The organism is Streptomyces sp. NPDC050617 (genome assembly GCF_040654795.1).
In the GTDB taxonomy this organism is placed as follows: domain Bacteria; phylum Actinomycetota; class Actinomycetes; order Streptomycetales; family Streptomycetaceae; genus Streptomyces.
The window spans coordinates 83,470-95,678 of sequence record NZ_JBFAIS010000030.1 but is presented as its reverse complement, the minus strand read 5'-3'; the positions used below and the strand labels follow the sequence as shown (position 1 = coordinate 95,678).

At 71.3% G+C, this 12,209-nt stretch carries 10 protein-coding genes; 5 read left to right on the top strand and 5 right to left on the bottom strand.

The window, feature by feature from the left end:
- Positions 1-30: 30 nt before the first annotated feature.
- The 4 genes from AB0I49_RS31360 to AB0I49_RS31345 form a co-directional block, all read right to left on the bottom strand.
- The gene (locus AB0I49_RS31360) at positions 31-873 is read right to left on the bottom strand and encodes a patatin-like phospholipase family protein (RefSeq protein ID WP_363230522.1); all 843 of its coding nucleotides are present in this window, start codon (positions 871-873) and stop codon (positions 31-33) included.
- A gap of 230 nt (positions 874-1,103) precedes the next feature.
- Positions 1,104-2,285, bottom strand: a complete 1,182-nt coding sequence (gene tuf, locus AB0I49_RS31355; protein ID WP_363230521.1) for an elongation factor Tu — start codon at positions 2,283-2,285, stop codon at positions 1,104-1,106.
- A gap of 495 nt (positions 2,286-2,780) precedes the next feature.
- Entirely contained in the window at positions 2,781-5,672 is a 2,892-nt protein-coding gene (locus AB0I49_RS31350) for a protein kinase (protein ID WP_363230520.1), read from the bottom strand.
- Positions 5,659-6,027: a hypothetical protein gene (locus AB0I49_RS31345; RefSeq protein WP_363230519.1), complete on the bottom strand. Its 369-nt coding sequence runs from the start codon at positions 6,025-6,027 to the stop codon at positions 5,659-5,661. Before AB0I49_RS31345 ends, AB0I49_RS31350 begins: the two co-directional genes overlap by 14 nt.
- A gap of 336 nt (positions 6,028-6,363) precedes the next feature.
- Between AB0I49_RS31345 and AB0I49_RS31340 the strand changes: the two genes are divergently transcribed.
- The 5 genes from AB0I49_RS31340 to AB0I49_RS31320 all read left to right on the top strand — a co-directional run bounded on the left by AB0I49_RS31340 (position 6,364) and on the right by AB0I49_RS31320 (position 11,326).
- Positions 6,364-7,122 (top strand): TVP38/TMEM64 family protein, encoded by a 759-nt coding sequence (locus AB0I49_RS31340; RefSeq protein WP_363230518.1) that lies wholly within the window; start codon positions 6,364-6,366, stop codon positions 7,120-7,122.
- 378 nt (positions 7,123-7,500) lie between these two features.
- A complete protein-coding gene (locus AB0I49_RS31335) occupies positions 7,501-7,953 on the top strand; it encodes a MarR family winged helix-turn-helix transcriptional regulator (protein ID WP_363230517.1) in 453 nt (150 codons plus the stop codon).
- A 212-nt stretch (positions 7,954-8,165) separates the two neighbouring features.
- Positions 8,166-9,128, top strand: coding sequence for a GNAT family N-acetyltransferase (locus tag AB0I49_RS31330; protein ID WP_363230516.1), 963 nt, complete (start codon positions 8,166-8,168; stop codon positions 9,126-9,128).
- A gap of 197 nt (positions 9,129-9,325) precedes the next feature.
- Positions 9,326-10,006 carry a TetR/AcrR family transcriptional regulator gene (locus AB0I49_RS31325; protein ID WP_363230515.1) on the top strand — a complete coding sequence of 227 codons (681 nt, stop codon included), beginning with the start codon at positions 9,326-9,328 and terminating at the stop codon, positions 10,004-10,006.
- A 447-nt stretch (positions 10,007-10,453) separates the two neighbouring features.
- Positions 10,454-11,326, top strand: coding sequence for an undecaprenyl-diphosphate phosphatase (locus AB0I49_RS31320; RefSeq protein ID WP_363230514.1), 873 nt, complete (start codon positions 10,454-10,456; stop codon positions 11,324-11,326).
- 142 nt (positions 11,327-11,468) lie between these two features.
- Here AB0I49_RS31320 and AB0I49_RS31315 read toward each other — a convergent pair whose 3' ends face one another.
- A complete protein-coding gene (locus AB0I49_RS31315; RefSeq protein ID WP_363230513.1) occupies positions 11,469-12,074 on the bottom strand; it encodes a GH25 family lysozyme in 606 nt (201 codons plus the stop codon).
- Positions 12,075-12,209: the final 135 nt, after the last annotated feature.

Here is a 12,209-nt window from a genome sequence, read left to right as displayed (position 1 = left end):
CGGGCTTGCGGGAGGCCGGTGCGGGCCGGCTCACCCCGCCCACACGCGGGCGACCGCCTCGGCGTGCGCCGCCGCCTGGGCGCGGCCCGCGCGGGCGGCGGCGGCGCGGCGGGCCGGGTCGAGGGGGTTGTGCCCGAAGGCGGCGCGGGCGGCGCGGTCCGGCACGAGGACGGCAACGCGGGCACCGGCGGCGGTGAGGGCCGCGGCCTGGGCGCGGACGGTGGGGATCGGGCCGCCGCCCGCCGAGAGGGGGGCGAGTATGACGACGCGTCCGCAGCCGTCGGCGAGGTCGGCGTTGGCGGCGGACCGCACGCCGCCGTCTATGTAGCGCTTCGCGCCGATCGTCACCGGCGGCCAGACGCCCGGCACCGCGCAGCTGGCCGCGACGGCGTCGACGATTCCGACGCCGCTGGCCGCGTCGAAGGCGGTGAATTCCCCGGTGGCGGCCTCGACGGCGGTGACGAGGAGGCGTTTGGCGGGCCAGACGTGGGAGAGGAGGCGCCCTTCGACGACGGCGCGGCGGTCGCTCTCCGGGACGGTGCGGGCGGCGAGTGCCATGCGGCCCATGCGCGCGCCGAAGGTCCGCGAGTCGCGGGAGCGCAGGGCGCCCCAGACGTAGCGGGAGGTGAGGCTGGTGCCCAGGCGGACGGCCACCTCGTCCTTGGGGTCGGTGAGCTGGCGCTCGTACAGCGCGTCGAGGCCGAGCAGTCCGCTGGTCAGCTGCGCGCCGACGATGGAGCCGGCCGAGGTGCCGATGACCGTGTGGGCGGTGGTCAGGTCCACGCCCGCGGCGGCGAGCCCCGCGAGCATGCCGCTCTCCCAACCGATGCCGGTGATGCCGCCTCCGCCGAGTACCAGTGCCGTGTCCGCCATCGCGACCGCCTCCCAGCTCCGCCCGCCGGCCCCCTGTCCCCCGGGGCCGCGCGGCTGTAGGCGCGCAGTGTCGCATCCGGGGCGCGAGGGGGACACCGCGCTGCGCGGAGGGGGCCGTGCGCGCCCGCGCACGGCCCCCGGCGGCGGGGCCCGCCACTTCAGCGTGTCCCCGGGCCACAGGGGTACGGTCGCGCACCCCTGTGTCGCGAGGCCCCGCGCCGCCGGTCAGACTACGGGGCGACGGCCGTCACTGTGCCCGCGCCGACCGTGCGGCCACCCTCGCGAATGGCGAAGCCCAGGCCGATTTCGAGCGGTACGTCCCGGCCGAGCGTGACCGTCATGGTGACGGTCTCACCGGGCCGGGCGGTGCCTCGGAGGCCGAGGTCGACCTCGCCGACGACATCGGCGGTGCGCAGATAGAACTGCGGCCGGTAGCCCGTCGCGATGGGCGTGCGCCGCCCGCCCTCGGCCGCCGTGGTCACGTACACGCGCGCGGTGAAGTGCCGCAGCGGGGCGATGCTGCCCGGCGCGGCCGCCACGTCGCCGCGCCGGACGTCGGCTCGCTGCACTCCGCGCAGCAGCAGCGCGACGCTGTCCCCCGCCTCGGCGGACTCCATCGGCTTGCCGAACGTCTCCACCCCCGTGACGTGCGTGACCCGCGGCCCGCCGGCCGGGCCGAGCAGCTCGACCTTGTCGCCGACGCGCACCCTGCCGCGCTCGACGGCCCCGGTCACGACCGTGCCGCGACCGGTGATCGTCAAGGCGTTCTCCACGGACAGCAGGAACGGCGCGTCCGTGTACCGCATGGGGGTCGGCACATAGGTGTCGACGGCGTCGAGCAGCGCCTCGACGGCGCCCGTCCAGCGCGCGTCGCCTTCGAGCGCGCGCAGCCCCGAGACCCGCACGACCGGCACATGGTCGCCGTCATAGCCGTGCGCGGTCAGCAGCTCGCGCACCTCCAGCTCGACGAGGTCGATGAGGTCGCCGTCCCCCGCGTCGGCCTTGTTGAGCGCGACGACGATGTGCCCCACCCCGACCCGCCGCGCGAGCAGCACGTGCTCGGCGGTCTGCGGCATGACCCCGTCCAGCGCGGACACGACGAGGATCGCCCCGTCGAGCTGCGCCGCCCCAGTGATCATGTTCTTGACGAAGTCCGCGTGACCGGGCATGTCCACATGGGCGTAGTGCCGGGTGTCGGTCTCGTACTCGACATGCGCGATGTTGATGGTGATCCCCCGAGCGGCCTCCTCGGGCGCCCGGTCGATCCGGTCGAAGGGCACGAAGGCGCCGGTGCCGCGCGTACTGAGCACTTTCGTGATGGCGGCGGTGAGCGTGGTCTTACCGTGGTCGACATGGCCCATGGTGCCGATGTTGAGATGCGGCTTGGTGCGTACGTAAGCCTGCTTGGACATGGCTGATTCCCTCGGTTCCGGTGAGAACTGCGCGAAGACACGAGGACCCCGAGGACCGACCGACCCTCCCCCTACGGGGTCCGCCGGACAATCCGGGAAGGGTCAGCCTCGGGTGCAGTGCGCCGTGGAAATCGCCGCGAACGAATCAAACGAATCAACCGAGTCGACGGCAGCCTTCAGCGCGTCCGCGACAGCGGACGAGAGCACGAAGAAGGCGAACCGGACCATGCCCCCATGCTCGCGCACGGCCCCCGCCGCGTCGAATGGTTTTCGGCGCGGGGGTGTTGGGCGGCGAGAGCCTTGTCAGGCGTGAAGCGGAAGACGGCTCGGTGACAGGAACCGGGCGATGCGCGGCGGAGGGGCACCATGTTCTTGCCGGCCGCCGATGCCGAGCCCGTCGGGCTTGTGCGTACGAGCGTTCACCCGGCTGAGCGCCCGCCCCCGGCCAAGGCCGCGGCCGTCCGTGGGCGGGCGGGGGTCCGTGGGCGGGCGGGGTCAGGTTCGTCGGTAGCAGATGGTGTAGGAGTGCTTCGGGAATTCGCTCGAGCGCCAGGTGGCCCAGCCGTGGGAGCCGCAGAAGGCGGCGTCGCGGTAGGCGCTGGTGCGGCCGGTCACCACGACGTTGGCGGCGTCGCACGAGGTGGCCTGGAAGTGGGGCTGTTGGGCGGAGCCGGTTCCGAGGAGGCAGGAGCCGGTCTTGGCGCGGCCGGCCGCGTCCGGGTAGTTCATCGAGAGGCAGAGCGCGATGTCGAGTTGGCTCCACCGCGTCGAGACTTTGAGGCCCTCGTCGACATTCGCGTACGCGTCGCAGCGCGAGGTGTCGGTCGTACCGGTCAGGCGCGTCTTCACGGTGAAATTGCCGGTGCGGCACGCCGACTTGGTCCAGTTGCTGCCGGCGGAGTTGGGGCCGTAGACGCATTCGCCGGAGCGTGCGTGATAGGCGCTGCCGTATTGGTAGCTGAGGCAGAGGGCGCGCCCGTATCCGGAGTTTCCTACGCTGTAGTCGGTGTCCGGTGTGCCGCGGCATTCGCTGGTGTCCGAGGTGCCTTCGAGTACCCGGAGGACTTTGAAGGCGCGGGTCGCGCAGTCGGTCGCCCGGAGAACCGGCCTTTCATACGTCCCGTCGTTGGCGAGGCAGTCGCCGACCCGCGCCGCCTGGATCGCGCTCGTCGCTCCGGCACTCGGGCTCGGTGAATCGGTGGGGTCGGGCGATTCGGTCGTGGAATCCTCCGGGGTGCTCGCGTCGGATGCGGGCGTATCGGTATCGGTGTCCGGGTCCGTGTCGCCCGAGTCCGACGTCGAGGGCCCGTAGGTGCGGGAACTGCTCCCAGAGCTCTTTCCGTCGTCGGAGTCGCTGCTGGACAGGTATTTCGGCAGCCATATCAAGGCAAGTACGCAGAGCACGGCGACCACGGTGGCCACTGCGCGGACGGCCGGTTTGGCGGGCTTCGGGGGCTCGTGCGCCGGGGTCTTCGCCTCGGTTTTCGCCTCGCTCCGCGCCTTGGCCCCCGCCTTGGCCCCCGCTTCGGATTTCGCCTCGGATTTCGCCCCGGGTTTCGCCTCGGAGTCTTCTTCGGGCTTCGCTTTGGTCTTCGCCTCGGTTTTCGCGTCCGGCGACGTCCCGGCCGGCGGCGCGGACGAATGCGCGGACGGCTCCCCCTCGCTCTCGGGCGCGGTGAGGGCACGCAGGGCTCTCGCCCGTGCCTGGATCATCGGTGTGGCCTGGGCGATGAGCGGATGGGCACCGGCCGTGACCGGCCCGGTCACGGCCGAACAGACCTCGATGATCTGCGCGGGTGTCGGCCGTGCGGCGGGGGACTTGGCCAGGCACGCCTGTGCCAGGGCGCGGACGTCGTCGTCCAGAGTGCTCAGATCGGGTTCCTCATGCGCGATGAGGTTGATGACGCCGAGCGGGTCCTCGGCCGCGAAGGCGTCCTGCCCGGTGGCGAGGTAGTAGATCGTGGCGCCCAGCGTGAAGACATCCGACGCGGCCGTCACCTGCTGCTTGCCTGTCGCCTGCTCGGGGGATTTGTAGGCCGGTGTGCCCAGTTGCGTGTTCGTACGGGTCATCAGCGTGGCCGCCACGGATTTGGCGATCCCGAAATCGATGACCTGGGGGCCCGACTCCCCCAGCATGACGTTGGCGGGCTTCAGATCGCGGTGCACGGCGTCGCCCGCGTGGATGCCCTCCAGCGCACGGGCGATTCCGAGGGCGATCAGAAGGACGTCCCGGCTCGGCAGCGGTCCCGTTTCCGCGACGAGTTCGAGCAGGGAGGGCCCGCAGACATATTCGGCGGCCAGCCATGGTTCCGGCGCGTCCGGGTCCGCGTCGAGCAGGCGGGCGACGTGTCCGCCGCGAATGCGCCGGGCGACGTCGATCTCCCGGGCGAAGCGCTGGGCGAACTGCGGGTCCCGGCCCAGTTCCGGTTTCAGGAGTTTGACGGCGATCGGCCGGCCTTCGGGCGTCATGGCCAGAAAGACCCTGCCGATGCCGCCGGCGCCGAGGCGCGCCCGGAGCTCGTACGGTCCGGCGTAGTGGGGATCGTCTTCCGCCAGCGGCTCGAAGCGGAATTCGGGCGCGTGAGGTGTGACGGCCTGGCCGCGTACGAAGAGGAACTGGTCGGGCCGGCCGCTGTAATGCAGGTCCGGGAGCGGCTGAACGGCCGCGCCCGGAATGCCGGTGTCGCGCAGTCGGCGCCTGACCTCGTCGTGGAGATTGGCGACGGTCGCTCCGAGCGACTGCTCGCTGTGCGCCTGGCGAACGGCCCCGGTCAGGAATTTGGTGAAGTACGTCAGCCCGCCGCTCGACTCCTCGAAGAACGTCTCCTGCGAATGCCCGCAGGCGGTCCAGATATACGTGCCCGCACCGCGCAGCGGGGTGGTGCTCTCGGCATAGGCCGTGGAGTTGGCGGCGGACTCGGCGTATTTCGTGGCGATGCCGGAGCAACAGCAGTCCAGGATGAGTATCTTGATGCGGGCCGTGCTGTTGCGTTCCATTTGCTGGCGCAGGTCGCGGAGCCGGAGCGAGGTCAGGAAGCGCTGTGCGGGCTCGTCGCTCGTGTCGGTCAGGGCGAGCCCCAGGTCGTACCGGCCGTTTTCGGGGAGGGGCAGTCCATGGCCGACGTAGTAGAACAGCAGCACGTCGTCGACGTCGCGGATCAGTGTGGTGATGGTTCGCAGAAGCTTGCCGCTGTCCCGTTCGTTCGGCAGTTCGCTGACGCGCTCCCGCGGCCATTCGCACGGGCCGGTCAGCACCTCCCGCATTTCCGCGAGGCTCTTGAGGGCGGCCGGCATGGGTCTCCGGCCCTCGAAACCGGCCGTGTACTCCGAATTCCCCAGCAGAATCGCCCGCGACCGACCGAAGTCGATGTCGTCACGCGGGTTCATCCGAGCCCTCCGTTGGCTCCGACGGCGCCGCCTGCAGTGCCTGGGCCGCGGCGAGAACCTGCGGCAGCACGGTTCCCGCATTCCGGCTCGTCACTTTGATGCGCCGATCGCCTGCCTCGACCTCGATCTCCGTTACCTGCGCCTCGATCCACAGCTGCAACGCCCGTACCGCGGCCACCACCGGCCCGCCGGTCGCGCAGACCACCGACAGGAAATCCCACACCGTGCCCTGGCTGTTCCGCTCCGGCGCCCGCGCCACGGGCCGCACCGCGACCCCGGGGTGCCCGCCCATCCACTCGCGCAGGTCTTCCAGCTCTCCGCCGTCATTCACATGTACGCGCAGTTCAACGGTCATCGTGCAGCAACACCACAGCTTCCCCCGGCAAGCCCTGCTGGTCGCCGTCCTCGTCGTCGGTGGTGAATCCTGGACATGAAGTGCAGTCGGAGATTAGCAGCGACCACACAGCCGGCGAACGGGCCGGAATCTCCGTTACGAACGCTTTCCTTGGGCAATGTCACCTTCGCCCAAACCTGCCGTCCGCACGTCGTATGGCGAATACCGCGGCCAAGGCGCGGCGGCATCGCCAAGGCCTCGGCAGCGCCTCCGGCCGGTACGAGCATGCACACGTGATGGCGCTGTCTCCCGCGCACAGCACAGGCGCGCCGCCGAGTCGTCGGTTAGGCTCCAGCGGTGCTCGATCTCGCCGCGCCCTCCCCCGGCCTCGCCGCGCGCTGCGCCCGCGTCCTCCTCTCCCCGTGGTCCCGGCTGGGCCTGCTCCTCGTGCTGCTCGGCGGCGCGGCGGCGGCCGTGCTGGTGGCGCAGCCGCAGCGGCTGCTCGCGGAGGGCTGGCCGCCGCAGCTGTCGGGCGGGGCGGCCGTGGTGCTGTTCGGTGTGGCGTACGGGCTGTGCACCGCGGCGTTCGTACCGCGCCCGTTCCTCAATCTGGCGGCGGGCGCGCTGTTCGGTGCGCAGGCCGGGACCGTCTCCGCGCTGGCGGGTACGGTCCTGGGCTCAGGCATCGCCTTCGGGCTGGGCCGGGTGCTGGGGCAGAGCGCGCTGCGGCCCCTGGTGCGCGGGCGGTGGCTGACGGGCGCGGACCGGCTGCTGAGCCGGCACGGGTTCCGGTCGATGCTGGCGCTCCGGCTGTTCCCCGGAGTGCCTTTCGCCGCCGCGAACTACTGCGCGGCGGTCTCCCGGATGGGCTGGTTCGCGTTCCTGCTGGCGACAGCCCTGGGCAGCATCCCGAACACCGCCGCGTACGTGATCGCGGGCAGCACCGCGGCCGAACCGGGTTCGCCCGTCTTCCTCGCCTCGATGGGTTTCATCGCGCTGAGCGCGCTCGGCGCGCTGATCGTCGCCTGGCGTAAGCGGGCCCGGCTCCGTGCGTCGGCCGGCGAATGCCCGAAACCGCGGACCTCGCCCGCTGAACCACCGCGGACACGGACCTGACCGGGCCATTACGCGCGTACGCATACCCGTACCCGCGTCTACGACCGGATGCCCTCCCAGCTCACCGGCTGTCCACCTGCACGCGCGGATGCCGTCCCAGCTCACCGGCTCTCCGTGTGCACGCGCGGGCGCCTTCCCAGCTCACCGGCTGTCCGCCTGTACGCGCGGCCGTCCTCCCCGCTCGTCGCCGAACACTCGAAAGTGCGACCCTGCTCCGCGCGCCCAGCACACCCGGAACTCCCCGCGGCACCACGATCCGGCACGTGAGAAGGCCGGCGAAGGCCCACCGGCCCCCTGAAGCAGGCAAAACCGGCCCGTCCCCGGAAATAGAGGGCGGCTGACGCCCCGTACGCCTCCCCTTACACTGACTGCCATTTGATGCAGCCCTCCCACACCCCAGCTCCGGCGCAGCTCGCCGAACTGCTCCTGTCCGTGGCGGATTGGGCCAGGAGCCAGGCCCACGCGCGACTCGCCCGACACGGTCTGACGCCCGCGCGCGGCCGGATTCTGACGATCCTGGCCGACCGCGGCTCCACGCGCGTGACGGCGCTCGCCCAGACGCTCGGGATCACCGCCCGCAGCGTGACGGAATCGCTCGACACCCTGGAACTGGACGGTCTGATCAGCCGCGTGACGGACCGCACGGACGGCCGGGCAGTGCTCGTGGACCTGACGGACCGCGGCCGCTCGCTCATCACCGGCGGCTCCCACTCCAAGGACCAGGCACTCCACGCGATCTTCGAAGTCCTCGACGAGACCGAACGCCGGGAGTTCCACCGGATACTCGCGAAGATCGACGGCTCGTCCCGCGCGAGCGCCACGCCCAGCTGACCCGCCGCCGCCGTACGCTCCCGGCCGGGCCGTGTACGTACAGCCCGTACCCGTACGGGCGAGCCGGCCGTGCCCGTACGACCCGCGCCGCACCCGTGCCTCGGCGCATCCGCGCATCCGCCCCGCGCGCAACCGGAGGCTCCCACGGCCCGGCCGCGCCGTCGGACTAGGGTTCGGTTTCGAAGCCGTCGACACCGACTGGGAGGCAGGACATGCACGACGTACGCCCGGCCCGTACAGCCGATCACCCCGCGCTCGTGAGGTGCGTACAGCGGTGGTGGGGCGACTCCCGCACCCCTGAGCAGGCGCGGGAGCTCTCCCAGCTGCTGCCCCGGCTGTTCCTCCAGCACTTCGCGGACACCAGTCTGGTGCTGGAGGACGAGACGGGGGTCCGCGCATTCCTGGTGGGCTTCCACTCCGCGGACCGCGCGCACGAGGCGTACATCCACTTCGTCGGCGTGGACCCGCGCCTGCGCAAGCAGGGCGTGGCCCGACGGCTCTACACCGCGTTCTTCGAGCGCGCGGCGGCCGCCGGGCGGACCGAGGTGCGCGCCATCACCTCGCCGGGGAACACCGGGTCCGTCGCCTTCCACCGGGCCATGGGCTTCGCGCTGGAGACGGGCGACCGCGAGGCGGGCGGTCTGCCGGTGCACAGCGACTACGACGGGCCGGGCCAGGACCGGGTGGCGTTCCGCAGGAAGCTCGGCGCGCCGGAGATCCGCACGCTGGAGCCCTTCACGACGCGCGCGGCGGCGCCGCGGGACTTCGACGCCGTCGTCTCGGTGGTCGACGAGTGGTGGGGCCGCCCCGCCTCCCGCGACCTGACCCGGGTGTTCGTGAACCACTTCCACGACACCAGCCTCATCGCCGAGCGCGACGGCGAACTGGCGGGCTTCGTCATCGGGTTCCTCTCCCCGTCCGACCCGCGGGAGGCGTACATCCACTTCAGCGGGGTCGCTCCCGCCTGGCGCCGCGGCGGCCTGGGCCGTTTCCTGTACGAGCGGTTCTTCGACCGGGCGCGAGCGGACGGCCGTACGGTCGTCAAGGCGATCACCTCGCCGCAGAACGACCGCTCCATCGCCTTCCACCGCGCCCTCGGCTTCGTCCCGTCGGAGCCGATCGCGGACTACGACGGGCCTTCGCTGGACCGGGTCGCCTTCCGGCTCGAACTCTGACCGGTCCCGGGCGGCGGGCGCCCCTCCCCCGAGCCGCGGTCGCCCGCCCGTTCCCGTGCCTCCCTCAACCCCCGTATGAGGAGAGCACGCGGAACGGGTACGGGGCCGCAGGAAGGGCCACCCTGTTAATGCGCAATAGCGCGCATTAAGCTCCGTGGGACATTATCCGGACCGACCGCGTCACGCAATGCAGGGCGATGAACGACAGATCACACTCCCCAGGTTCCTCCCCCGGTTCCTCCCCCGGTTCCTCCCCCGGTTCGGTCCGTCCCGGCGGGCGCACGGCCCGTACCCGCGAGGCCGTGCTGAGCGCCGCCTTGGACGAGCTCGCGGACAGCGGCTACGCCGCGCTCTCCGTGGAGGGCGTCGCCCAGCGCGCGGGCATCCATCCGGCGACGATCCGGCGGCGCTGGCGCACCGTCGAGGGCATCATGTGCGACGCCTTGATCCGGGAGGGCGCGACGTCCGTCGCGATCCCCGACACCGGCAGCCTCCAGCAGGACTTGCGCCTCCTCGCCCAAGCCATCGGCGACTTCTACATGGCCGCGCGCAACCAGGCGTTCCTCGAAGGGATCGTCTCCGCCGCATCCCGCGATCCGTTCGCCGGGGACGTGCTGCGCGACACCCTCGGCGAGCGCCTGCGGCTCGCCTCCGCGATCATCCACCACGCGGTGGACCGCGGCGAACTGCCCCCGGACACCGATGCGGAGGAGGTCATCGCGGCGGCGGCGGCACCGCTGTACTACCGGCTGCTCGTCTCCCGCCGCCCGCTCGACGCGCAGCTTCCGCTGGTCTCCGCCGACGCGGCGTACCACGCGGCCCGCGCCGGGGTGTTCTCGGTCCCCCGCGACACGACGGGTGAGCCGGAACCGGCCTGACGCCTTCCTCGGCGCCACCAGACCACTGCGCCACCAGACCACTGCGCTGCCAGACCAGTGCGCTGCCCGCGCGGGTTACGGGCGCGGGTCCCTTACGCGCAGGGGCTCGTACGCACATGAGCCCGCGCTCGCATCCTGCGCACCGACCGATCACCGAGACGGTTGCGCTCGCGAATCGCGACGGATTCCCGGAATTCTTCCGCTCCTTCCCCGGCACGCTCTCCGCCTCGCTCTTCACCCCGCTCTCCGCCACGTTCCCCACCCCCCGACGCGAACTTCGGCAATTCACCGAAACGTTCACTTCGCGACGCTAGGCTGACTTCCGCCCGGTGGATCATCGCCTGCGGCCGCCACACCGCGCCGGCCGGGAACCGGAAAGCCGGAAAGCCTGTCCGATCGCGCCGTCGCCGGTCCGGCCATGATCATCATTTGGATGGCAGAAGCCTCATGTCGTGGTTCGAATCCTTCGTCCTCGGGCTCGTCCAGGGGCTGACCGAGTTCCTGCCGATCTCTTCCAGCGCCCACCTGCGGCTCACCGCGGCTTTCGCAGACTGGAACGACCCCGGCGCGGCCTTTACCGCGGTCACGCAGATCGGCACCGAAACCGCCGTACTGATCTATTTCCGCAAGGACATCGCGCGGATCGTCTCGGCGTGGTTCCGGTCGGTCACCGGAAGGGGCGTGCGGGGCGACAGCGACGCGCGGATGGGCTGGCTCGTCATCATCGGTTCGATCCCCATCGGCGTGCTCGGCCTGCTGCTCAAGGACGCCATCGAGGGTCCGTTCCGCGATCTGCGGCTGATCGCCACCACTCTCGTGGTGATGGGCGTCGTACTGGGCTTCGCCGACCGGCGGGCCGCGCGCGACGAGGGCGGCGGGCGGCACCGGGCCGCGACGCGGCGCAAGGATCTGACGGACCTCGACGTCAAGGACGGGCTGATCTACGGCGCGTGCCAGGCGCTGGCGCTGGTGCCGGGGGTGTCCCGGTCGGGCGCGACGATCAGCGGCGGGCTGCTGCTGGGGTACACCCGCGAAGCGGCCGCCCGCTACTCCTTTCTGCTGGCCGTGCCCGCGGTGCTGGCCTCCGGCGTCTTCGAGCTCAAGGACGCGGGCGACGGCCGTACCGCGTGGGGGCCGACGGTCTTCGCCACGGTCATCGCCTTCGCGGTGGGCTACGCGGTGATCGCGTGGTTCATGAGGTTCATCTCGTCCAGGAGTTTCATGCCCTTCGTGGTCTACCGGGTTCTGCTCGGGCTGCTCCTGTTCGCGCTGGTCGGATTCGACGCGCTGAGCCCGCACGCGGCCGAGAACGCGGGCTGAACGGCGATCGGCCGCACGTCCCGCGAGCGGCCGGAGGCGTCCTCGCGAAAGACCGAGCGGGAGGACCGCACGAAAAAACCGCACGGAAAGACCGCGCGGAAGGAGGGCCCTGCCGGACGGTGAACCGGCGGGGCCCTCCTGGTCAGCCGGACACGGGCTCGCCCTCAGGTGGCGCCTCGTCGGCCTCGGCCGCCGCCTTCGGCGCCCCGGCCCAGGACCGCAGCGCGTCCATGTCGGCGAAATTCGCCACGTCCCGGTCCAGATTTCCCGCGGAGCTGTACTGGTGGAAGGTCCACGGGTGTTTGACCGCGGGGTGCCCGGCGGCGTGTTCCGGGTCCGCGATCCACAGGCCGTCCCCGGCCTGGCTGGTGGTGTCCCGGTGCAGCCAGTAATCGCGGTTGCAGTAGAGAACGACCTTGTGTCCGGGCGCCTTGCGCTTCACATGGGCGAGCCAGGCGTCCTTTTCCGCACACGTCACGCTGGTGCTCTCCCAGTCGAAACACAGGATGTCTCCGGCCCTCAACTTGATTTTGCCGAGGAAGTAATCTCCCTGCGCGGACATCGAGCCCCCGCTGCCGAAGTGGTAATAGCCGACGACGAGCCCCGCCTTGCGGGCCCGGTCGCGCTGGGCCACCCACTTCGGGTTCGTGTACGAGGTGCCCTCGGTCACCTTGACGAACGCGAAGTCGATGTCGTCCACCGGGTATTTCTCGCTCTGGTAACTGCTGACGTCAATGCCGTGAAGCATGCCGGTCTCCTCCAGGGTTGCGGACAGCGACAACTCGCTATAGCAGTATCGGCGTTGGCCCCGCGCCGGAGCGAGAGCACTGTCCCTCGTACGAGGGACGGCATCAAAGGTTTCGCGAGACGTACTCGGGATAAA